At 35.5% G+C, this 23,393-nt stretch carries 23 protein-coding genes; 16 read left to right on the top strand and 7 right to left on the bottom strand.

All coding sequences use genetic code 11. From position 1 onward, the window contains the following. Window positions 1-22: 22 nt before the first annotated feature. Both mnmG and FNJ88_RS06940 read left to right on the top strand, forming a co-directional pair. Window positions 23-1,882: a tRNA uridine-5-carboxymethylaminomethyl(34) synthesis enzyme MnmG gene (mnmG, locus tag FNJ88_RS06945; protein ID WP_143852490.1), complete on the top strand. Its 1,860-nt coding sequence runs from the start codon at window positions 23-25 to the stop codon at window positions 1,880-1,882. A 36-nt stretch (window positions 1,883-1,918) separates the two neighbouring features. Beyond that, the gene (locus FNJ88_RS06940; protein WP_143852489.1) at window positions 1,919-2,737 is read left to right on the top strand and encodes a class I SAM-dependent methyltransferase; all 819 of its coding nucleotides are present in this window, start codon (window positions 1,919-1,921) and stop codon (window positions 2,735-2,737) included. A 130-nt stretch (window positions 2,738-2,867) separates the two neighbouring features. Here FNJ88_RS06940 and FNJ88_RS06935 read toward each other — a convergent pair whose 3' ends face one another. Further along, window positions 2,868-4,058: a phosphoglycerate kinase gene (locus tag FNJ88_RS06935; RefSeq protein WP_143852488.1), complete on the bottom strand. Its 1,191-nt coding sequence runs from the start codon at window positions 4,056-4,058 to the stop codon at window positions 2,868-2,870. A gap of 590 nt (window positions 4,059-4,648) precedes the next feature. Between FNJ88_RS06935 and rpiB the strand changes: the two genes are divergently transcribed. From rpiB to tsaB, 8 genes are read left to right on the top strand one after another with little or no spacing between them, the layout of a single operon-like run. Then, window positions 4,649-5,080, top strand: a complete 432-nt coding sequence (rpiB, locus tag FNJ88_RS06930) for a ribose 5-phosphate isomerase B (RefSeq protein WP_143852487.1) — start codon at window positions 4,649-4,651, stop codon at window positions 5,078-5,080. Between the two features lie 27 nt (window positions 5,081-5,107). Further along, a complete protein-coding gene (gene rnr, locus FNJ88_RS06925) occupies window positions 5,108-7,264 on the top strand; it encodes a ribonuclease R (protein ID WP_143852486.1) in 2,157 nt (718 codons plus the stop codon). Between the two features lie 42 nt (window positions 7,265-7,306). Then, on the top strand, window positions 7,307-7,990 hold the full coding sequence (locus FNJ88_RS06920; protein ID WP_143852485.1) for a LysE family translocator: 684 nt from the start codon (window positions 7,307-7,309) through the stop codon (window positions 7,988-7,990). Beyond that, window positions 7,987-8,916, top strand: coding sequence for an LD-carboxypeptidase (locus FNJ88_RS06915; RefSeq protein ID WP_143852484.1), 930 nt, complete (start codon window positions 7,987-7,989; stop codon window positions 8,914-8,916). The genes FNJ88_RS06920 and FNJ88_RS06915 overlap by 4 nt, the downstream gene beginning before the upstream one ends. Beyond that, the gene (locus tag FNJ88_RS06910; RefSeq protein ID WP_143852483.1) at window positions 8,898-9,275 is read left to right on the top strand and encodes a MauE/DoxX family redox-associated membrane protein; all 378 of its coding nucleotides are present in this window, start codon (window positions 8,898-8,900) and stop codon (window positions 9,273-9,275) included. Before FNJ88_RS06915 ends, FNJ88_RS06910 begins: the two co-directional genes overlap by 19 nt. Beyond that, window positions 9,275-9,646 (top strand): YraN family protein, encoded by a 372-nt coding sequence (locus FNJ88_RS06905; protein ID WP_143852482.1) that lies wholly within the window; start codon window positions 9,275-9,277, stop codon window positions 9,644-9,646. Before FNJ88_RS06910 ends, FNJ88_RS06905 begins: the two co-directional genes overlap by 1 nt. A 19-nt stretch (window positions 9,647-9,665) precedes the next feature. Further along, window positions 9,666-10,415: an SDR family NAD(P)-dependent oxidoreductase gene (locus FNJ88_RS06900; RefSeq protein WP_143852481.1), complete on the top strand. Its 750-nt coding sequence runs from the start codon at window positions 9,666-9,668 to the stop codon at window positions 10,413-10,415. A gap of 40 nt (window positions 10,416-10,455) precedes the next feature. Beyond that, the gene (gene tsaB / locus FNJ88_RS06895; protein ID WP_143852480.1) at window positions 10,456-11,124 is read left to right on the top strand and encodes a tRNA (adenosine(37)-N6)-threonylcarbamoyltransferase complex dimerization subunit type 1 TsaB; all 669 of its coding nucleotides are present in this window, start codon (window positions 10,456-10,458) and stop codon (window positions 11,122-11,124) included. A 26-nt stretch (window positions 11,125-11,150) separates the two neighbouring features. Here tsaB and FNJ88_RS06890 read toward each other — a convergent pair whose 3' ends face one another. The 4 genes from FNJ88_RS06890 to FNJ88_RS06875 form a co-directional block, all read right to left on the bottom strand. Then, on the bottom strand, window positions 11,151-13,670 hold the full coding sequence (locus tag FNJ88_RS06890; RefSeq protein WP_143852479.1) for a tetratricopeptide repeat protein: 2,520 nt from the start codon (window positions 13,668-13,670) through the stop codon (window positions 11,151-11,153). A 66-nt stretch (window positions 13,671-13,736) separates the two neighbouring features. Further along, window positions 13,737-14,318 (bottom strand): Maf family nucleotide pyrophosphatase, encoded by a 582-nt coding sequence (locus tag FNJ88_RS06885; protein WP_143852478.1) that lies wholly within the window; start codon window positions 14,316-14,318, stop codon window positions 13,737-13,739. A gap of 15 nt (window positions 14,319-14,333) precedes the next feature. Next, window positions 14,334-14,852, bottom strand: a complete 519-nt coding sequence (locus FNJ88_RS06880; RefSeq protein ID WP_143852477.1) for a KdsC family phosphatase — start codon at window positions 14,850-14,852, stop codon at window positions 14,334-14,336. Then, window positions 14,842-15,594, bottom strand: a complete 753-nt coding sequence (locus FNJ88_RS06875) for a Rossmann-like and DUF2520 domain-containing protein (RefSeq protein ID WP_143852476.1) — start codon at window positions 15,592-15,594, stop codon at window positions 14,842-14,844. Before FNJ88_RS06875 ends, FNJ88_RS06880 begins: the two co-directional genes overlap by 11 nt. 103 nt (window positions 15,595-15,697) lie before the next feature. Between FNJ88_RS06875 and FNJ88_RS06870 the strand changes: the two genes are divergently transcribed. The 5 genes from FNJ88_RS06870 to FNJ88_RS06850 all read left to right on the top strand — a co-directional run bounded on the left by FNJ88_RS06870 (window position 15,698) and on the right by FNJ88_RS06850 (window position 21,316). Then, window positions 15,698-16,249, top strand: a complete 552-nt coding sequence (locus FNJ88_RS06870; RefSeq protein ID WP_143852475.1) for an RNA polymerase sigma factor — start codon at window positions 15,698-15,700, stop codon at window positions 16,247-16,249. An 11-nt stretch (window positions 16,250-16,260) separates the two neighbouring features. Continuing rightward, window positions 16,261-16,806 carry a hypothetical protein gene (locus FNJ88_RS06865; protein WP_143852474.1) on the top strand — a complete coding sequence of 182 codons (546 nt, stop codon included), beginning with the start codon at window positions 16,261-16,263 and terminating at the stop codon, window positions 16,804-16,806. A gap of 10 nt (window positions 16,807-16,816) precedes the next feature. Further along, window positions 16,817-17,329, top strand: a complete 513-nt coding sequence (locus FNJ88_RS06860; protein ID WP_143852473.1) for a hypothetical protein — start codon at window positions 16,817-16,819, stop codon at window positions 17,327-17,329. A gap of 290 nt (window positions 17,330-17,619) precedes the next feature. After that, on the top strand, window positions 17,620-19,416 hold the full coding sequence (lepA, locus tag FNJ88_RS06855; protein ID WP_143852472.1) for a translation elongation factor 4: 1,797 nt from the start codon (window positions 17,620-17,622) through the stop codon (window positions 19,414-19,416). A gap of 202 nt (window positions 19,417-19,618) precedes the next feature. Next, the gene (locus FNJ88_RS06850) at window positions 19,619-21,316 is read left to right on the top strand and encodes a M14 family zinc carboxypeptidase (protein ID WP_143852471.1); all 1,698 of its coding nucleotides are present in this window, start codon (window positions 19,619-19,621) and stop codon (window positions 21,314-21,316) included. Window positions 21,317-21,395: 79 nt separating this feature from the next. Here FNJ88_RS06850 and FNJ88_RS06845 read toward each other — a convergent pair whose 3' ends face one another. Then, the gene (locus FNJ88_RS06845; protein WP_143852470.1) at window positions 21,396-21,824 is read right to left on the bottom strand and encodes a DUF3060 domain-containing protein; all 429 of its coding nucleotides are present in this window, start codon (window positions 21,822-21,824) and stop codon (window positions 21,396-21,398) included. Between the two features lie 138 nt (window positions 21,825-21,962). Between FNJ88_RS06845 and FNJ88_RS06840 the strand changes: the two genes are divergently transcribed. Continuing rightward, complete coding sequence (locus tag FNJ88_RS06840; protein WP_143852469.1) at window positions 21,963-22,355, top strand: DoxX family membrane protein; 393 nt, start codon at window positions 21,963-21,965, stop codon at window positions 22,353-22,355. 43 nt (window positions 22,356-22,398) lie between these two features. On the opposite strand, the gene FNJ88_RS06835 is transcribed toward FNJ88_RS06840, so the two are convergent. Then, window positions 22,399-23,280 carry a cupin-like domain-containing protein gene (locus tag FNJ88_RS06835; RefSeq protein ID WP_143852468.1) on the bottom strand — a complete coding sequence of 294 codons (882 nt, stop codon included), beginning with the start codon at window positions 23,278-23,280 and terminating at the stop codon, window positions 22,399-22,401. Window positions 23,281-23,393: the final 113 nt, after the last annotated feature.

Here is a 23,393-nt window from a genome sequence, read left to right as displayed (position 1 = left end):
TGGAACATCTAAAAAAATTAAGATGATAAACGATATATATGATGTGATCGTCGTCGGAGCGGGCCACGCTGGATCAGAGGCAGCTGCAGCCGCAGCTAATCTTGGCTCTAAAACATTACTCATTACAATGAATATGCAAACGATCGGACAAATGTCATGCAATCCAGCTATGGGTGGAATTGCAAAAGGACAGATTGTACGGGAAATTGATGCAATGGGCGGTTATTCCGGTATTATAGCAGATAAATCTGCAATTCAATTCAAGATGCTCAATTTATCCAAAGGACCCGCCATGTGGTCTCCACGGACACAAAATGATCGTATGTTATTTGCGGAAGAATGGAGAATAGCACTGGAACAAACTCCCAATTTGGATTTCTTTCAGGATATGGTGAAGAGTTTAATAATCGAGAATAATAAAGTAGTTGGAGTTATTACTTCGCTGGGTCTTGAAATAAAAGGTAGATCAGTAATTCTTACCAATGGCACATTCCTTAATGGATTAATACATGTAGGTGCTAAACAATTGGGTGGAGGAAGAATGGGCGAACCACGTGCATTCGGTATTACGGAACAATTAGACTCTCTAGGTTTTGAATCTGGTAGAATGAAAACCGGTACACCACCACGTGTAGATGGTCGTTCATTAGATTATTCTAAAATGGAAGAGCAGAAAGGTGATGAAAATCCTAAGAAATTTTCCTATTTAGACAGCCCGAAACTTACTAAACAAATGAGTTGTCATATCGCATATACCAATGAAACTGTTCATGATATATTGCGTGAAGGTTTTGATAGAAGTCCCATGTTTAATGGTACTATAGAAAGTATCGGGCCAAGATATTGCCCAAGCATCGAAGATAAAATCAATAGATTCGCAGAACGTACCCGCCACCAATTGTTCGTAGAACCTGAAGGTTGGAGAACAGTAGAGATCTATGTGAATGGTTTTAGCTCATCATTACCTGAAGACATTCAGTTAAAAGCAATGCGCCACATCCCAGGTTTCGAGAATGCAAAAGTATTTAGACCCGGTTATGCAATAGAATATGATTACTTCCCTCCTACTCAACTGAACCATACGCTAGAAACAAAATTAGTAGCGAATCTGTATTTTGCCGGACAAATAAATGGTACAACAGGATATGAGGAAGCCGCCGGACAAGGGCTAATTGCGGGAATTAATGCGCATAATAAAGTTCATGGCAAAGATTCGTTCATCTTAAACAGAGACGAGGCCTATATTGGTGTTTTAATCGACGATCTTATCACTAAAGGAACCGATGAGCCTTACAGAATGTTTACTTCTCGTGCTGAATATCGTCTCCTTTTACGGCAGGACAATGCAGATATTCGGTTGACAGAGAAATCATACAACATTGGATTAGCAAAAGAAGAACGCCTTATAAAAGTGCAGGAAAAAATTGCAAACAGTAATCAATTGGAAAGCTATCTAAGAGAAACATCTCTAAAACCTGGAATTATAAATCCAATATTAGAAAGTATTTCTTCATCACCTGTTGACCAGGCATATCGCTCTTCTCAAATACTTACAAGACCCAATATGACATTGGAAAAACTGGAAGAAATTGATTTTATAAAAGAAGTAACCCAGGGATATACAACTGAAGTAAAGGAGCAAGCTGAAATTAATATCAAATACAAAGGTTATATTGAAAAAGAGAAAGATAATGTTGCAAAGTTGTTACGTTTAGAAACGATAAAGATCCCTGAAGACTTTGATTATGCTCATTTAAAATCTTTATCAGCTGAGGCGAAACAAAAGTTCAACAAAATCAGACCAAAAACCATAGCGCAAGCTGGTAGAATTAGTGGTGTTTCTCCTGCTGATATAAATGTACTACTGATTTATCTTAAATAATGTTTCACGTGAAACATCTACTATTAAATTATTTAAATGAAAGTAACTGATCACTTTTTAACTAAAGAGGAATTTAAAATTGTTGAAACCGATATTTCAGGACTTTATAAAACAACTCCAGTTCCGAATGATCTATCCAAGTACTATGAGAGTACTGAATATATTTCGCATCATCAAGATTCTGGGAGCTTAAAAGAAAGATTATATAAGTTGCTACAAAATTTTAATTTAAAGTATAAAAAAAATATAATCCACTCCCACGCTCCAACTGCAAAAAGAGTGTTGGATTACGGTTGCGGAGCTGGTGAGTTTATTAAATATATCGAAAATGATTATGAAACTTTTGGATTAGAACCAAATAGTGTTGCTCGTACCAATGCGCTAGCAAAATTAAAATCCACAAGTATAATATCGGATCTCAAATCAATGAAAGACGATGGTCTAGACGTGATTACCCTTTGGCACGTTTTTGAACATATAGAAAATCAGAATGAGGTTTTAAAAGAATTTCATAAAAAATTACAGAGTAAAGGAATTCTAATAATTGCAGTTCCCAATTTAAAATCATACGATGCTCAAAAATATAAGGAATATTGGGCAGCATATGACGTTCCAAGACACGCTTATCATTTTTCAAAAAAAGGGATGGAGAATGTTCTTAAAAAAAATAATTTCGAAATAGAAAAAATTAAACCACTCCTACTCGACTCCTTCTACATCTCCATGTTAAGTGAAAAGTATCGAAAATCTTCCTTATTTTGGCTAAAAGGATTCATTTTCGGACTAATTTCGAACATAAAAGCATCAAAAAGCGGCGAATTTTCAAGTTTGATATACATTATAAGAAAAAAATAGATAATCGATTTTTAAGCTATTTGTGACGATCAATTTTTAGCATTTTCTAAAAAAATTAAAAAAAAGTTAATATCAATAAAAAAAGTTTTCCGTTGGGAAAACTTTTTTTATTATTTAAAATTATAGTATTCTAATTATTGATCGCCTGCACTCCAGGTAATTCTTTACCTTCCAAACTTTCAAGCATTGCTCCACCTCCAGTGGAAACATAACTTACTTTTTCTTCGTAACCAAACTGTTTGACGAATGAGACACTGTCGCCACCACCGACAAGAGAAAAAGCACCTAATTTTGTTGCTTCGGCTATACTGTCACCTAATGCAACCGTACCAGCAGCAAAAATAGACATTTCAAAAACTCCAATAGGGCCATTCCATAAAATGGTACGTGAATTCATCACAACATCATTAAATAATTTCCTGCTTCGTGTACCGGAATCCAATCCCATCCATCCATCTGGAATTTCAAAAATATCAACTTCTTTAGTAGCTGCATTATTACTAAACCCATCCGCGATAATTGCATCTACCGGTAGATGAATTGTAACATTTTCGTTTTTAGCTTTCTCTAATATTTCCAATGCTAAACCAATTTTATCATCTTCTACAAGAGAATTTCCTATCATACCACCTAAAGCCTTAATAAAAGTAAAGGCCATTCCCCCACCGATGATCAGATGATCAACTGCAGGCAAAATATTTTCGATAATAGTTATTTTCGAGGAAACTTTTGAGCCACCCAAAATGGCCGTAATAGGTTTCTCACCACTTTTCAACACTTTATCGATCGCTTCTAATTCTTTTGCCATCAGTAAACCGAAGAATTTAGTTGAAGAAAAAAACTGTGCGATAATTGCAGTAGACGCATGACTTCTGTGCGCAGTACCAAAAGCATCATTTACATAAGCATCTCCGTACTTAGATAACTTCTCTGCAAAAGCTACATCACCATTTTCTTCTCCTTCATAAAAACGAAGATTTTCGAGCAAAAGAATTTCTCCCGGTTTCAAATTCTTTGTCATGTTATCAGCCTCCTCGCCTAAGCAATCTGGACAAAACTGAACTGGTTTACCTAAAACAGTTTCCACATCAGATACGATATTCTTTAAAGAAAACTCTTCACTAACTTTACCCTTTGGCCGACCGAGATGCGTCATTAAAATTACAGATCCGCCATCATTTAAAATTTTATCAATAGTCGGCTTCACCGCTTCTATTCTTGTGTTGTCAGTCACTTTCAAATCTGCGTTTTGCGGGACATTAAAATCGACACGCACCAGAGCTTTTTTATCTTTGAAGTTAAAATCGTTAATGGTTTTCATAAAATATTCTCAGTTTTAAGTTTGACAAATTTAAGATTAATTCCCTCGATTAAAAATTAAATTCATTTTAAAATTCCACAAACTCTCAAAATACATTTCATCAACATTAATTCTCTTTTTATATAAAAGAAATTGAGTAGTGTTGTTGTAGTATATTAAGAAGTGGAAAACTATTTCGAAATTTTTTCAGCACTTATTACTAAATGCTAAGTCACGATCTTACTAACAGCGTATTTTAATGATAAACAGAGATTTGGGAATGTAATCCACAATTGTTAGCTAATTACAATTAAATCTTTGTTAGAAATATATTTATGGAGAACTTCTCAATTAAAGCGTCATAATTTTTAAAAGATAAATTAGCTTTGTTTGGTAGAAATAGTCCATTAACAAATTAGTGGTTACAAAAAAGATAATGTTCACCAAAGTTATCCACACTAATTCACATTGATCTCCCCAAGTTATCTCCATATTATAATTTTTATAAAGTATTCTGTTTGAAAATGAATTTTTCGCCGAGAATCAAATGGTTTTTATATTAATAATCTTAAATTTGTGTCAACTGAAAAACAGCGAATTAAAGAATAGTCATGAAAAAAATAGCTATAGCATGCGATCATGCAGGTTTCGAATACAAAGAAATCATAAAAAAACATTTGGAAGGAAAATATGAGGTTGAAGATTTCGGTACCTTTTCCACAGACTCTGTTGATTACCCGGATTTCGTGCACCCTGCCGCTACTTCTATTGAAGAAGGTAGAAATGAGTTAGGCATCCTAATTTGTGGAAGTGGAAATGGCGTGCAGATGACGGCAAACAAGCATCAAGATATTCGCTGTGCATTATGTTGGATGCCAGAATTAGCTGTTCTAGCACGTAAGCATAATGATGCAAATATGATTGCACTACCTGCGAGATTTATCGCAAGCCAACTGGCTACTGATATCGTAGATGAGTTTCTTAGCACTCAGTTCGAAGGTGGAAGGCACCAAAATAGAGTCGGAAAAATTTCGACTTGTTAAAAACCTTTCAAAATAACTATCCATTTTATGGCCCAAAAGAAAAAATTTATCTCCGATAAGAATAATTATAAATTGCAGGAGATCGGAAGATTGATACTGCGTTTTATGAATGAGAAATCTGGTAAAATCTTTAATTATAAGCAGATTGCAGACGGTATCGATTATAAAAATCCGAGACAAAGAGAACAAGTGATTCAATCACTTCATAAATTGCTTGCTGATCAGCGGATTAAGGAAGTAGAGAAAGGAAAATACATCATTAATCTTAATATTGAAGGTACCTTAACAGGAGTTATCGACTTTAATCAAACCGGAAATGCTTACGTAAATGTACAAGGCCTAGATGATGATGTTTTTATTCATTCCAAGAATGTAAAAGATGCCTTACAAGGGGATACTGTACTTATTGTTACCTATAATTTTAAAGGTAAGAAACTAGAAGGTTCCGTTTTGGAAGTAATGGAAAGAAAACGTACTGAATTTGTAGGTACCTTCCAATTTATCAAGCATAAGGATTTTGGATTCGTAGTGGGTGATAAAAAGCATATCAATACCGATATTTTTGTTCCTCAAGGTAAAATTGGTGGTGCGAAAGACGGCGATAAAGTTGTTGTGAAAATGCTTGACTGGAGAGCCGGAGAAAAAAATCCTGAAGGTGAAATTATTAAAGTATTAGGTGCTCCAGGTGATCACGAAACAGAAATACATTCCATTTTAGCAGAATATGGATTACCCTACGAATTTCCACCGGAAGTAGAAAAAGAAGCTCAGGAAATTGATCGTAAAATTCACGATACTGAAGTTGCAAAAAGACGTGATATGCGTAATATTTGTACATTTACTATCGATCCAAAGGATGCTAAAGATTTTGATGATGCCCTTTCGTTACAAAAATTAGAAAATGGCAACTGGGAAATTGGTGTTCACATTGCAGATGTTTCTCATTATGTAATTCCAGGAACTATTCTGGATGAAGAAGCTTATAAAAGAGCGACTTCCGTTTACTTAGTAGATCGTGTTGTTCCCATGTTACCAGAAGTTTTGAGCAATGATGTGTGTTCACTAAGACCCAATGAAGATAAATATACTTTTTCTGCGGTTTTCGAAATAAACGATCAGGCAGAACTACAAAATCAGTGGTTTGGACGAACAATTATCCATTCGGATCGAAAATTTGCTTACGAAGAAGCACAGGAACGGCTTGAAACACAAGAAGGTGATCTGGTTGAAGAAATTACAACACTTGACCGACTCGCTAAGATTCTGAGAACAGAACGTATTAATAACGGAGCAATTACATTTGACCGCAGTGAGGTACGGTTCAATCTTGATGAAAATAATGAACCTATCGGTGTATATTTCAAAGTCAGCAAAGATTCTAATCACTTGATCGAAGAATTTATGTTACTTGCCAATAGAAAAGTTTCTGAATTTGTTTCCTTAAATAAGAAAGGAGTTCCTACCAATAATACTTTTATTTATAGAGTTCACGATGATCCGGATCCTGCCAAACTGGAAGCATTGCGTGATTTCGTAGGTACTTTTGGTTATACGATGAATTTAGCAAATACTAAAAAAGTAGCTGCATCGTTGAATAGTTTATTGAAAGACATTCAAGGAAAAGGGGAAGAAAATATGATTGAAACTTTGGCAATGAGATCAATGAGCAAAGCCATCTACTCCACTGATCCTATTGGCCATTATGGTTTAGGATTCGACTATTATTCGCATTTCACCTCTCCTATCCGTCGATATCCAGATTTAATTGCGCATCGTTTGTTGCAACATTATTTGGATGGTGGCAAATCCCCTCAGAAACAGGAGTACGACGTCAAGTGTAAGCATTGCAGTTCTATGGAAAAACTAGCTTCTGATGCAGAAAGAGATTCCATTAAGTTCATGCAGGTTAAGTTTATGGAAAAACATTTGGGTGAAGATTTCACAGGTGTTATTTCAGGTGTTGCAGATTTCGGTTTCTGGGTACAAATTCCAGAAAACGGCGCCGAAGGCCTGATAAAATTAAGAGATTTAATGGATGATTCTTATTCGTACGATGCCAAAAACCATGCGGTATATGGAAGCAAGACAGGGAATAAATATCAATTAGGTGATGAAGTGACCATTAGAGTAATGAAGGCTAATTTAATTCAGAAACAACTGGATTTTAAAATTATTCAACCGTAAAACTAATCATCCGGTATTGTGTTTTTTTCTTAAAAATTATTAATGGTAGAACTTATCCTTTCAGCAGTCGGCTTAGGAATTACGTTGAGTCTGGTATTTATCGGTCCTATATTTTTTCTGCTTATTGAAACTAGTTTTTCTCGCGGTCCTAAGCATGCATTTACTTTAGACTTAGGAGTCGTTTTAGCAGATATACTGTGTATTGTCGCGTCTTATTTTGCGAGTGGTGATTTGGTAGAACTAATTGATAAGCACCCTGGTTTTTATCGTATCACAGCACTTATCGTATTTATTTACTCACTGTATATGATTTTTTCGAAAACAAAGATGCATTTACCGGGTGAAGAGAAAATGATCGGGCAGAATTATTTTAAGACTTTTCTCAATGGATTTTTCTTTAATATTTTAAATATAGGAGTGGTCCTTTTTTGGCTCGTTACCGTTATTTCAGTTCGGAATTCCTATCCTGAAACCAAAGATTTTCTATTATATATGGGCTTAGTGGTGGGCACTTATCTGGTCATTGATTTTTTCAAAATATATTTGGCCAAAGTATTTCACTATAAGTTAACCCAAAAACTCGCTAATCAAATTAGAAAAGGAGTTGGATTTATCCTGATCGCATTTAGTATTTTTATCTTTTTACAAAGTTTTAAAAAATTTAATCAGTTTGATCGGAAATTAGAAGAAGCGGAGAAAACAGAACAAAAATTAATTAGACAATGAAAGAGATCATTTTCCCAGAATCATTAAAAAAAGGCGATCAAATTGCCGTCATTTCTCCTGCTGGTGCTGTAGATGTGTCTCAACTTCAGAAAGGTTTTGACCTCATTAAAGAGCGCGGATTTGAACCGGTTTTAGGAAAGAATCTGTTCACAAAATATGCACATGGGTACTCTTATGCCGGAACAGAGAAGGAAAGGATTTCTGATATGAACTGGGCTTTCAATAACCCTGATATTGCTGCAATATGGGCCTCAAGAGGTGGTTATGGTTGTCAGCATCTTTTAAAGCATTTAAAACTCAATAAATTTCACAAAAAACCAAAATGGTATATTGGTTATTCTGATAATACGGTAGTGCAGCGGTTTTTACTCAAAAATAATTATGCATCAATTCACGGTCAAACACTGAAAACTTCTAGCTTTGGAGTTAGTGAGGAGAGCTATGACCTTATTTTCAATATTTTAAAAGGAAAAAATCCCAGTTATTCCATAGAAGTGAATCCTTTAAATAAAAATGGCCAGGTAGAAGGGCAGGTAATTGGCGGTAATCTTGCTTTGATTTATGCGCTTTTAGGAACTTCGTATAATTTTGATTTTAAAGATAAGATTTTGTTCATCGAAGAAGTAGGGGAAAAATATTACGCTCTGGACCGCATGATAATGAGTTTGGAGTTAGCAGGAGTATTCCGAAAGATAAAAGGATTGATTATTGGGGGAATGACCAATATGGGAGACGAAAAAGAGAATAGAGACTACGAGGAAAGCTACGATAAGTTTGCATATCAACTGATTTCAGAACGGTTGCACAAGTATAACTTCCCTACTCTATTTGGATTTCCAAACGGACATATATTTGATAACAAACCCTTAATAATAGGTGCGAATGCTCACCTTACGATCGGTGAAAAATGTACTTTACAATTTTAATGGATCTTTTACTACTTTCTAAATATCTATTAGCCATTCTCCTGATTGTCGCTGGGATTTTACATTTTGTAAAACCGCAATTTTATTTAAAAATAATGCCTTCTTATTTACCGGCTCATCATACGTTGGTTATTTTGAGTGGTATCGTAGAAATAATAGGTGGTTTGCTTTTGTTATTTAAAACAACCCAAAGCATGGGTGCTTATCTGACGATTGCCTTATTAGTGGCTGTCTTCCCTGCGAATATAGAAATGTCCAGAAAGTATTATGTTCGCAAAAAGAAAGGATTTTGGGTAACAATTTTGAGGTTACCATTGCAGATTTTACTCCTATGGTGGGCTTTTCAATATATTAAATAATGGCGGAACACAATGATTTTGGAAAGGTAGCAGAAGAGCTTGCAACTTCTTTTCTAGAAGGAAAAAAGTATAAGATCTTGGTTAAGAATTTCCGTTATCAGAAAGCGGAAATAGATATCATCGCATCTTTTAATAACCAAATTATCATTGTAGAAGTAAAAGCACGCGGTACTGATTTGTTTATGGAACCTCAAGAAGCAGTTACCAAAACAAAAATTAAATCTTTGGTCAAGGCAGCAGATTATTTCATGGAGAATAATAATTTAGATCAAGAAGTTCGTTTTGATATTATCGCCGTTTTACCCGATCATACAGGGAAATTACAAATCACGCATCTCGAAGATGCATTTCAAAGTTTTGATGCAAATTAAATTTTAAAATTTAAAGAAAATGAAAACAGTACTCATCACTGGTGCGACTTCCGGAATAGGAAAAGCCACCGCAGAATTATTAGCTAAACAAAATTACCGACTGATTCTCTGCGGACGAAGAACAGAAGTTTTAGAACAGTTGAAATCCGAACTTTCAGCCCATACCGAAATTTTTAGTTTAAACTTTGATCAAAGGTATTACGAAGAAGTTGCTAATGCATTTGATTCGCTACCCGTAGACTGGAAAAATATCGACATTTTAATAAATAATGCGGGGAATGCTCATGGATTGGAATCTCTTGCAGAAGGTTCAGTTGAAGATTGGGACAATATGATGGATGGAAACGTTAAAGGAGTACTCTATGTTTCAAAAATGGTTATTCCAAATATGAAGAAGGCCAACTCCGGACATATTGTAAACATTTCGTCTGTAGCCGCGAGGCAAACCTATGCGAACGGGGTCGTTTATTGTGCTTCAAAAAGAGCCGTAGATGTAATTTCTGAAGGAATGCGTTTGGAATTAACAGAGTTTGGGATCAAAGTCACCAATGTTCAGCCAGGTGCCGTGGAAACTGATTTTTCAAAAGTACGATTTAAAGGTGATGAGGAAAGAGCTGAAACGGTGTACCAGGGTTACGAAGCATTAAAAGCCGAAGATGTTGCGGATTCAATTGCATATTGTATAAATGCGCCGAAACACGTAATGATTTCTGATCTTACGATTTATCCAAGTGCCCAAAGTGAACCCAGAACCATTCACCGTAAGTAGATTTATTTACTTTTAACCATTCCTTTCTTATCTTTGTATCATGAAAATTCTACATCTTGAAACCTCTTCCAAAAACTGTTCTGTAGCTATTTCTGATGGTGAGGAATTATTATGTCTTTGCGAAGAAGTTTCAGAAAACTATAAGCAATCTGAAAGTTTGCACACCTTTGTACAGTGGGCTTTGGAAGGTGCAGAGCTGTCTTTACAGGAAATTGATGCTATTTCTTTAGGTAAAGGGCCTGGATCGTATACAGGCCTGCGAATAGGATCATCGTCGGCTAAAGGCTTTTGCTACGGTTTGAAGATACCATTGATTGCAATTAATTCATTATATACGATGATAGAGCCTTTTTTAGGTCAAAACTATGATCTTATAATCCCAATGATCGATGCGAGAAGAATGGAAGTTTATGCTGCTGTTTATGACGGAAATTCAGGTCATTTAATTAGTGAAACAGAAGCTAAAATATTAGATGAGCAATCCTTTATAGAATATCAGGATAAAAAAGTTCTTTTAGTAGGTGATGGTGCGCTAAAGGCCAAGGAACTGCTTCAACTTTCTTCAGCAGATTTTAATCATACAGTTTATCCTTCTGCTAAGTTCCTTATTAAAGATGCGGTCAAAAAATATAAGCATGAAGATTTTGAAGACATTGCTTATTTCGAACCTTTTTATCTGAAAGAGTTTCAAGGAGTCAAAAAAAAATAAAGCAAAGAGTAATCTTCGCTTTTCAATTATTTAAATTTAAATTCTTCTTTCGCTTTTTTACTTTGGATCTCTGGCAACGAGTTATTAGAAGCTGGAGATTTTGGTAGCATTGGAACATTACGTGTTTCCGTGGAAATTGGGACTTTATGATCAGTTTTTTCTGGTAAAGGATCAACAGTTTGCATCGTCGGCTGCGAAGGTGTATCAATAACTGGAGCTCCATTATGATCTACATTCTGAATGGAGAGGTCACTTTTTAGATATTTCAACATTTCCTTTGCTTTTTCGCCTTCAGCTGTACGAGCGTAATTTAATGCAATTTGTTCCAATTGTAGGATCATAATTTCTTTACCAGCAGTTTTTCCAGTATTAAAAGCATTTAAAAGCGTAAACTTCGGAATTAATGCATCTTTTGGAAATTTTTGTAATGCATTTGCAATGACCAATTTACTCTCTTCATATTTTTCCTGTTGGTACAAAGTAAAAGCTGCCGCATATAATTTCATTACGTCGTCCGTCGATTGTGAAAATGATTTATTCCGTGGATTTTTAACAAATTCTGCGTACGAAGTATACGGAAATTCCTCTAAAATCATTTGTTTTGCGCGATCAGCTGCAGCGGGGTTCTTCTCATAATTAAAGGCAAATATCTGATATAGAGCCTGGAGTTTTAAATCCTTTTCCGGTTGTGAATCTGCCAGGTCGTATAGTGTTTTTGTAGCCAGCGGAGTGTCTGAAAAAAAAGTTTCATACATGCGGCCTAAGCCTAAAGAAGCTGTATCGCGCGCCTTTTTCAAACCAGTAATTTCTTCGGTACTTGTTGGGATTTTTTCTATATAAAAGCTGGGTTCTAATCTTCTTGGATCGGGTGCGGTCGCAATTCCCATCACTTCATTTTTAAGATCTTCTATGGAATTTGTTTTAGAAGAAGTCCGCCAGTTATCACTTAAGGAGCGATTTCCCCAAATTTGTTTAAAACTCGATTGGCCCTTTGCAATAGTTCCTGAATTAGCAAAATAAAAACTTCCTTTTGAATTTCCGAAATCTTGAAAACCACCAGTAGTTCCAGCAAAAACAGAGTTAGCAGAATATTCTCCGGTATCAAAACCTTTTCCTCTTTCCTCTCTTCTTTTTGCTAACTGTTCCCGGTCCTCTTTTGCTTTTATATTCTCAATGTATTTATTGAAATAGGCAACTCTTTCATTTTCAGGCATTTTAGTTAATGCCAGAATACTGTCATTCTTTTTGATTAAGTAATAATTCGCAGAAACTTGTTTGATATTTTTAGACTGTTCTTGTAGTAATATTTTTGAAGGTTCATAAGACATTGCAGCAAGTGACGAATCGTAGAATGCACCAGCAGAAAGGTAGTCGCTTTTTTCGAAATAAGCTTTTCCAATTTCATAATAAGTCAATCCCCGAACTTGCGGATCAGACATTTTTTCTTTCAGCGCTTGTTGAAAAAACTCGTTAGCGTCCTCTTTTTCCCCTGCATTATTAGCCATTAGACCTAACGCATAGAAAAATTCGTTTTTTCGGGAACTATACGTTCCTTTTTTACTGATTTTTTCTAAATAGACTTTAGCTCCTTGGTAATCGTTCTCTTTTCCGTTAAAGGTTTTTGCAATTTCAATTTGCGATTTCACTTCAAATTCAAAGTTATTGGCATTTTTATATGCCGCCGCAAAACTTTCTCTTGCTTCTTCATTTCTACCCAGTTTCGCTAGAACTTGACCTCTTAAAAAAGCAATCCTACTTCTCAGCTTACGGTTTTTATTAATGACAAAGGCATCTTCTAATTCATTAACAGCATCTTGCTTCTTCCCTGCTTTTAATAGTGTTTCTGAGTAGTAAATGCTCAAAAGTTTTTTATAATCTTTCTTAATCTTCTTTTTTTTCAAATCTGCAAATACTTCTTCAGCACGAGGGAAATCACCCATTTTTGAGTAAGCCCAACCTTGATAAATTCTAGCTAATGGAATTCTTTTATCTTTTCTCATATTCGCAAAGATATAATTCAAAGCATCAAGCGCTTCCAATGGTTTATCTTGATAAATACGAGACTGTGCTAATAAAACATGAGCATCAAAAATCTTCTTATTTTTTTCTTCGCCATTTTTCAATACAGAATAATTAGCAATTGCTTTTAATGCTTTTGCTTCTGCAATTTCTAAAATTGAAGACCCCTTTTTGACGTTATTGTTAAAATCTGAAGGTGGCCCTCCTGGCATACCTGGTGGCCCATCTAAATTGGAGTTAGGATTTCCAGGTCTTGTTGGCTGATTGCTGAACTGAACGGGATTTTCAAAGCTGGTCTGCGCAACTTCCTCTTCGTAAGTAAGCAGCTGAATATAAGGTGCGTAGAAATCGTCTTTGTGGGATTTATCTCTATTTTTAAGTTCAGTTTCTAAAGCATCTTTACTATTAAAAAGTGTGTTGTAATAGGAGAAGAATCCCTTCATAAAGGCAGAATCATTTGTTTTTTTTCGTGAAGAACACGAATTGAGAACGATGATTGATAAAAGGAATAGTAGCGTTTTTTTCATTATCTGATAATAACTTTGAAATCAATATTTTATTATTAATAAAAAGAATTAATTTTTGTAAAAATACTATTTTTTGTGTTGATATGAGCCCTGTGTAAAATCGTTTACAATCTTATACACCAAATGGGTAGGAAAGCCCATAATGGTGTAGAAGCTACCACGAATATTCTTAATTTTCGTCATTCCCAACCATTCCTGGATTCCGTAACTGCCTGCTTTGTCAAAAGGTTTGTAATTTTCGACATAGAAGCAGGCTTCTTCTGAAGAAATCAGGTCGAACTCCACATCGGCACAATCCGTAATGGTAACGGTTTTATTTGTGCTTTTTATAGTTACGCCAGTATAAACTTGATGTGTTTTTAAGGAAAGTTTTAGCAACATTTCTTTCGCATCCATGATATCTTTTGGTTTGCCCAGAATTTCGTTGTCAATGGCAACTATTGTATCTGCTGTAATTAACAGTTCATCAATTTCTAATGGTCGAAATGCGTTTGACTTTAGTTCGGATAGATAACCTGCAACTTCTTTTATCTCTAAATTAGGTGGAAAGACTTCATCACAATCGACAGATACTACTGTGAAATCAAATCCTAAGCTTTGTAGCAGTTCTTTTCTTCGCGGCGAGTTTGAGGCGAGTAAAATTTTCATAATTTTTTTCTAATGTTATGTGCTTTTTGTTTCATCTAGCATCCATTTTCCTTGTACTTTCATGACTTGCTCAATGACATCCCGCACCGCGCCCTTTCCTCCCTGAATCGGGGAGATATAATCTGCTATCAATTTAATTTCTGCAACAGAGTTCTCAGGACATGCCGAAATTCCAGATATTTTCATCATTTCAAAATCTGGAACATCATCGCCCATGGTAAGAATTTCCTCGTTTTTAAGGTGATATTTTTGTTTAAATTCTTCAAATTTTTCAAGTTTGTTACCTACTTTCGCATAATAGTCTATAATTCCTAAGTAATTGATTCTGTGGCGCACCGCAGGATCATCACCGCCTGTAATCACGCAAATGGGATATTGGTGACTTCTGGCTTTTACCACCGCATAACCATCGAGTACATTCATCACTCTACACATGCTTTTATCGGGCATCAAATAAACACTGCCATCTGTAAAGACACCATCAACATCAAACACAAATCCTTTTATATCTTTTAATTTAGTTTTATAATTCATACATTTTCTTTATTGATTCGTTCATTACTTTGTAAATTTTTAATTGTTCATCATTGGTAATTAATTCCTCGTGAAGCTTCAAGACCCGAGCATCATTGCGAACTGCAGGTCCCGTTTGAGCCAGCTTAGGTTCTAGTTGAGAAATCTTTTCCGTAGTCTCCTGAATTAACGGCAAGAAATAACCGAACGGAATTTCCTGAGAATCCGAAATTTCTTTTGCTCTTGCAAAAAGATGATTCACAAAGTTGCAGGCAAATACAGCGGTTAGGTGAATATATTTTCTTTTTTCGTAGGTGGAGGTCATCACTTTCTCAGAAATACTTTGTGCAAGCTTTTGCAAGCTTTTCAGATCTTCATCATTTTCTGCTTCAACAAAAAATGGTATTTCAGCATAATCTAATTTTTTCGATTTGGAGAAAGTCTGTAACGGGTAAAAGGAGGCTTTCCGGTAATCTCCTAATAAGTGTTCTTTTGACAACGATCCCGAAGTATGAGCGACAAGACAATTTTCTTTGGTAATAATTTTAGAAATTTCTGAGATAGAACCATCACTCACTGCGATAATATACAGATCTGCATCTGATAAATTGCAGGTGGAATAGGGAATATTCAGTTCATCAGAAATTGATTTTAAGTCTATATCATTTCTGCCGAAAATCTGCTCAACAGCAACCTTTTGCTCGTGGAAAGCTTTTGCCAAATGATACGCTACATTTCCCGATCCGATGATGACAATTTTCATAAAAACATTTATAAACAAAGATACCTATTTTGGTTTGGACTAAATATTGAAGTCTTATTTAACTTTTAAATATATTTGTAATCCAAACACCGAAAGCATCTCAATGAAGATTCAGGAAGCAGAAATTATCGAGTTGATGTCTAGCGAGAAATCCCGTGAAAAGGGAGTTCGCCTGATGATGGATGCTTATCAGAGTAGGTTATACTGGCATATTCGAAGATTTGTAGTAGATCATGATCTGGCGCAGGATATTTTGCAGGATACGTTTATCAAAGCCTATCAAAATTTCCATCAGTTCAAACAGGAGAGTCAGTTGTACACTTGGTTGTATAGAATAGCAACCAATGAATCGCTTCAGCAGATTAATAAATTAAAGAAGATGCAGAAGGGGGAGGGAGATCCAACTATTTATTTGCAAAATTTAGTTGCAGAAAATGTACAGCCAGGTGCAGATGAAATTCAAATTCTGTTGCAAAAGGCTATTCAGACCTTACCAGAGAAGCAAAAGTTGGTCTTTAATATGAGATATTATGAAGATCTGCCTTATGAAGAAATTTCGCAAATTTTAGAGATGTCCGTGGGAACTCTTAAAACGAATTACCATTATGCGAAACAAAAAGTAGAGGACTACGTTAAACAGAATTATACAGAATAATATTTAGGGTGATGAAAGATTTTGATATAGAGAAACTAAAGCGTGAAAATGTATTCACTGCAAAAGATGATTTTTTCGAATCGATGCAAGCACGTGTTTTAGAACAAACGACCGTTCCAAAACACAATGAGGGAAAAATATTTAATTTGAATTGGGCTTATGGTGCAGCAGCAGCTGTGGCCTTGATTTTCGGATTAACTATTTTTACTGATAATGCAAATAGTGAGCAGGAAATGGTTGCTTCAAACATTGAGTCCGTTGTTCCTAAGCCGATTGTCAGTTCATCACAAGCGGTTGAAAAATCAGAAAATGAGGTAAATCAGGATAATACCACCGGTATGGCTTTAACATCTCCACAAATAAGTCATCCAAAAGAAAATAAAATATCTAGTGTGCAGCCGACTGAACAGAAAGTTAATTATGCAGATAATAAAAAAGTAAACAAGTCAAATCCTGAGGTTCAGGTTGATCAGATTTTAGCAAGCTTTACCTCCGCAGAATTAACCAATGTGGGTAAGAACACAGAACAGGACATTTATCTCGATTTATATTATTAAGACGAATTACATGAAAAAGATAGCCCTATCCATCAGTTTTATATTGATCGCACAATTAGGTTTTGCGCAACAACATAGCTTAGACTGGAACAGTATGAAACCAGAGAAACGGAAAGAAGTTATTCAGAAGATGAAACCTCAGGAAAGATTATCACTTTTGAAAGAATTTCGTGAGAAAATGATTATTTCTGAACTCAAAGTTTCACCAGATGCAGAAGCAGCATTTAAGAATGTTTATTCTGAATATCAAAATACTCAAAATGACATAAAATCTAAGTTTAAATCCAACGAAGATTATGACAATATGAGTGATGATCAGGCAACGCAGCAACTTAATCATAGTTTTGATGTTGGCCAAGAACTTTTAGATAATAGAAAAAACTTTGTACCTAAGTTTATGAAAGTAATTTCTCCTCAACAGGTTTTGAAAATGTATCAGACCGAAGGGAAAATGCGTAGTAAAATATTAGACAGAAAACAAGACGGAACCTCAAATTCCAGGACGAAAAGTACTAGACCTTAATAGTTTATTTTTTTAATGTTTGAGCGACCTCTACAATTGTGTGTAGAGGTCGCTCTTTTTAATTTTAGAAAACCTATCCATATTCTTTTGCATAAGTTTCGGGTTGAAATAAGTGGTCATTGTCTATACTTTCTTTGTCTGCTTCAAGTCTTTAAAATCTTCCGCAGTTTCATCAATAAAAGATTTATTGACGGCTAAAAATCGGTTTATAAATTTCTTTCTCAACATTCCTACATGATTCATAATATCCACCAAAAAAGATTAAATTTGCAGATTACGATAATTTATAGATGAAAAACATACGGAACTTTTGCATTATTGCACATATTGACCACGGTAAATCCACTTTGGCTGACCGACTTTTAGAGTACACCAATACGGTAACTCAAAGAGAACTCCAGTCCCAAACGCTGGATGACATGGATATTGAAAAAGAACGCGGAATTACCATTAAGTCACACGCCATTCAAATGGATTATGAATTGAATGGGGAAAAATATATTCTTAACCTAATCGATACGCCCGGACACGTAGATTTCTCTTACGAAGTTTCCCGTTCGATTGCTGCTTGTGAAGGAGCGCTTTTGATCGTTGATGCTGCGCAAAGTATTCAGGCACAAACAATAAGCAACTTATATTTAGCTTTAGAAAATGATTTAACGATCATTCCAATTTTGAATAAAATCGATTTACCTTCTGCAAATCCAGAAGAAGTAACCGATGAAATCATGGGCTTAATTGGTTGCGAATATGAAGATGTTTTACGCGTTTCCGGGAAAACCGGTGAAGGCGTTCATGAATTGTTGGAACATATCGTTAACAGAATTCCTGCACCAGTTGGGAATGAAGACGGACCATTACAGGCCTTGATCTTTGACTCTGTTTATAATCCTTTCCGTGGAATTGAAGCTTACTTCAAAGTAGTAAACGGAAGCATCAAGAAAGGGCAACGAATTAAATTCATGGCGACCAACAAAATGTATGAAGCCGACGAAGTTGGAACTTTAAAATTAAAACAAACCCCGAAGAAAGAAATTAAAACAGGTGACGTAGGTTATATTATTTCCGGGATCAAAGATGCCCGAGAAGTAAAAGTAGGTGATACCATTACTACTTTTGAACACGGAGCATTAGAACCAATTGACGGTTTCGAAGAAGTAAAACCAATGGTTTTCGCCGGGATTTATCCTATTGAATCAGAGGATTTTGAAGAACTGCGTTTCTCTTTAGAAAAACTTCGTTTGAATGATGCATCTTTGGTTTTCGAACCAGAAAGTTCAGCAGCTTTAGGTTTCGGTTTCCGTTGTGGCTTCCTTGGAATGCTTCACATGGAAATCGTACAGGAAAGATTAGACCGTGAATTCAACATGGATGTGATCACGACCGTGCCCAACGTTTCTTACCACGGTTATACCAAAAAAGATCCTGACACCATGATCTTAATCAACAACCCATCAGAAATGACGGATCCTATGATTATGGATCGGGTAGAAGAGCCGTTTATCAAAGCTTCAATCATTACCAAATCCGATTATGTTGGGCCGGTGATGACTTTGTGTATTGAGAAAAGAGGGGAGATTGTTAACCAAAGTTATTTGACTTCCGATAGAGTAGAACTTGTTTTCAATATGCCTTTGGCAGAAGTGGTGTTTGATTTTTATGACCGTTTAAAATCGGTTTCCAAAGGATATGCGTCGTTCGATTATCATCCGATCGGTTTCCGTGCTTCCAAATTAGTGAAGATGGATATCCTGATCAATGGCGATATGGTTGATGCACTTTCTTCCCTAATTCACGACAGCAACGCTTATTATATCGGAAAAAGAATGTGTGAGAAATTACGCGAACTGATTCCGCGTCAGCAGTTTGATATTGCCGTTCAGGCAGCTTTAGGAGCAAAAGTGATTGCCAGAGAAACCATCAAAGCCTTAAGAAAAGACGTTACCGCAAAATGTTACGGTGGAGATATTTCACGTAAACGTAAATTGTTGGAGAAACAGAAAGAAGGTAAGAAGAAAATGAAACAAATTGGTAGGGTAGAGGTTCCACAGTCGGCATTTATGGCGGTGTTGAAACTGAACGATTAACTGGTTTATTTGGGCAACTTAATCCGCCTTCCGCTCCCAATCTTTTTTGCCAACGCTAAATGCCTTAGCTAAAAAAAGGATTTCCGCTCAAGTCGGGTTGCAGATTTTCGCTTCTTCAAAGTTTTGATCAATATATATAATTCTTGAATTCGTTCAAGAATTTTTTGTTTAAATTCGTTTCAATTATTTTAAATCTATTTTAATGAAATTACTTACCTCTCTTTTTCTTTTAAGTTCAACTTTAATTTTCTCTCAAACCAAATCCCAAACACCTTTCGAAAAAGGCAACGGAAACCAAACCACCACATATGCAGAAATGGTTAATTTCTACGATGATTTGGCGAAAAACTTTCCGACGGTTACTGTAAAAGATTTTGGCACTGACGATAATGGTGAGCCAATTAGAGTCGTGATATACAATGCTTCAGTCGATAAAAGCAATCCAACAATCCTAATCAACAACGGAATTCATCCCGGCGAACCCGATGGAATTGATGCGACCATGATGATGATGCGCGATTTAGTCACTGGAAAAATTGCGGTGAAGAATTTGCGAATCGTTGCAGTTGAAGCTTATAATATCTCCGGAATGTTAAGAAGAGGAAAACACAGCCGAGCCAACCAAAACGGTCCTGAAGAATATGGTTTCCGAGGCAATGCTAGAAACTACGATCTGAATCGGGATTTCATTAAAAACGATACAGAAAATGGGAAAGCTTTTCAGCAGATCTTTCAGCATTTTAAACCGATTTATTTTATTGATAATCATGTTTCAAATGGTGCAGATTATCAATATTTATTCACTTATATCTCGACCAATAAAGAGCGATTGGGTAAAAATTTGGGCACTTATCTGAACCAGAAAATGCAGCCTGAAATTTTGCAAACTTTAGAAAAGCAAGGAATTTTGACGACTCCTTACGTTAATATTCACGGCGATTCTCCTGATGACGGTTTTCCGGCATTCATGGACTCGCCAAGATATGCGACAGGCTACACTACACTTTTCAATACGATGGGAACGGTTGCCGAAACGCATATGTTGAAACCATATAAAGACCGTGTTCGTGCAACTTACGAAAACATGCTGAGTTCCATTAATTATACTGCAACTCATTCAAAGGAAATTCAAAAATTAATGGCTGAAAGTTTAGCTGATTACCAACCGAAAATGAAATATCCAGTTCAATGGAAATTAGACAGTACGAAGTTTAAAATGATTGATTTCAAAGGATATGAAGCTGGTAAAAAACCAAGTGAAGTTTCGGGCAAACCACGACTTTTCTATGACAAAACAAAACCTTTTAATCGAAAAGTGAAATTCTACGATCAGTATATTCCAACCAAAGAAATTGCGATTCCTTCTTTTTATGTGATTCCACAATCGGAAGAAAAAGTATTGGAACATCTGAAACGCAATAATATAGCGATGAAAGTGATCAAGCAAGATTCAACGATATTTGCGCAACAATATAAAGTGTCAGATTACAAAACAGTGAAAAGCCCGTACGAAGGACATTACCTTCATTATGATACTCAAGTGAAGTCAGAGAATAAAAATTTTAAATTTAGAAAAGGTGATGTTCTGGTTTCAACCAAGCAATACGGTGTGAAATATTTATTGGAAACCCTGGAACCAGAAACAACAGATTCTTTCTTCAACTGGAATTTCTTTGATGGTATTCTTGGCCAAAAAGAATATTTCTCCGATTACGTTTTCGAAGATACCGCCGCTGATTTATTGAAAAACAATCAAGTTTTAAAAACCGCTTTTGAATTTGAAAAAATAGCAAACCCCGATTTTGCAAAAGATGGTAAAGCTCAGTTAGAGTGGGTTTATAAACATTCTGATTACAATGAAGGAAGCGTTGGTTTATATCCGATCTTTAGAGTTTTGTAAAATAAAACAGTGATAATTAAACAATAATTTTATCTTGTATTTTTCAAGGAGGTGAAATTATTGGCTGATATCAATTCTATTATTTAAGCTTTATCACCGAATTATCGACGCCAGAAACCGAACTTGAAGCTTTTCCGTTTTTATTAGGAGAGCTTTTGTAATACAATTTATTATTCACGCCAGTGATGTCGATACTTTTTACAGAGTTTACGGTAATCTTGTTTCCTGTACCTTGAAGAGAAATGGTGGAAGCATATCCGTTAACCGTAATGAGGTGATCATTACCAACGATTTCTAATTTTTGACCATCCATGGTAAATGTTTTCACCTGGTTGTTTCCTTGAACTTCGATGTTTCCATTATTTTGGTTAACAGTCCCTGTTGCACCACCTTTTCTCACTTCTGTCGACTTTTTCACTGCATTAATAATGTCCCCAATTTGAGCGTTGCAATGGTTATAACTGCCACAAATTGTGATGACAAATGCAAGAATCGTTATTTTTTTCATAATAATATTTTATAATTCTTATCAAATCAGAGACCAAGTCCTGCTTTTGTTGGTATTGTAAACAGTTTTTAATATTGGTTGCAACATGTACAGAATTTTGTAATTTTGAAAGAGTTACTTTAAATAAATAGATAAACGATGATTAAAAATTTAATAAGAATAGCATTAGGAGCTTTCATGCTTTTGGCAGGGATTGGTCATCTCACTTATGCTCGGGAAACTTTTCAGGCACAAGTTCCAGACTGGATTCCACTTTCGAAAGATTTCGTGGTGCTTGCTTCTGGCGTCGTAGAAATATTGCTGGGATTATCGATGATTTTTTTAGTAAAGCAAAAAAAATACGCAGGTTTAGCTCTCGCAATATTTTTTGTCTTGGTTTTTCCTGGAAACATTTCGCAATATCTCGAGCATCGTGACGGATTTGGTTTGGATACTGATACTAGGAGACTCGTAAGGTTATTATTTCAGCCTGTTTTAATCTTTTTAGCATTGTACTCTACAGATGCTTCGAAACTATTTAAGAAACATTGAAAAATATAAAACGCTTTTAGATTAAATTCTAAAAGCGTTTCTATTAATTAGGCAGACCTTTCTTCAAAGCTCGATTGGCACGCTCGACGGCTTTTCGCTCTTTCCAGTCCATATATTTTTGTTTGTATTTCTTTTTTAAGACATTATCGATATTTCTTTGAACCAATAGATTCCAGAGAGAATGTGCTTTTACCGCCCACGATTTGTCCCAGGCTCTTTGTGAAATTGAAAAGCTTCCGTCTAAATATTTCATGTAATGCCACCAACCAGTCGGCATAAACAAAGTATCTCCATGTTCCAGGTAACATTCAATTCCTTCAACACCATTTAAAGCAGGGAATTGTTCATAATCGGGATTTGCAATATCATAATCTTCTAAGGCATAAGTTGCGAGTGGCAATTTATAAAGCCGCTCTTTCCACTTGTAATCGAAAAGCAAAACATGTTTTCTGCCATTAAAGTGAGTATGAAAAATATGAGGCATATCAATATCGAAATGCAGAAAGGTTTGCGAGCCTTGGCCGCCAAAAAACATGTTCGGATATTTATCCAAAAAGCCGCCCATTAAATCTTTGGGTGAAATATAATCGTCCAAGAGTTTAGGTGCAAATTTAATGGGATCAAAAAGAAAAATCCGTAAATCCGTTGGTTTATCTTTAATTAAATCGATATAATCGGAGAATTTCATTTTCGTCGCTGATGAATTGATGGGTGCCGCCGGATCTGCTTTGGAGGAATCGTACAACGGAACCTCGACATCACCAACCACTTCTTTCATATAGTCCATCGTCCATTTCTGATACGCAGGCCAATTTTTTGCCATATTTTTGATGACAACTGGCTTTCTTGTGAGTAGATATTTCTCTCGGAATTCTTCCTTAGTAATTGTTTCTACTACGTCGATTGGTTGTAAGTGAAGTCCCATAAGATTCATCTATTTAGCTAACAAAAGTAATAAAAAAACAGTTTCGTAGGTTAACTTGCATCAGTCATTATTTAAAACTATTTCTTTTTTTTAGCGCAGTTTAAAAGTAGTAT

Source organism: Chryseobacterium sp. SNU WT5 (assembly GCF_007362475.1).
In the GTDB taxonomy this organism is placed as follows: domain Bacteria; phylum Bacteroidota; class Bacteroidia; order Flavobacteriales; family Weeksellaceae; genus Kaistella.
This window is presented reverse-complemented; position numbering and strand designations above follow the sequence as displayed.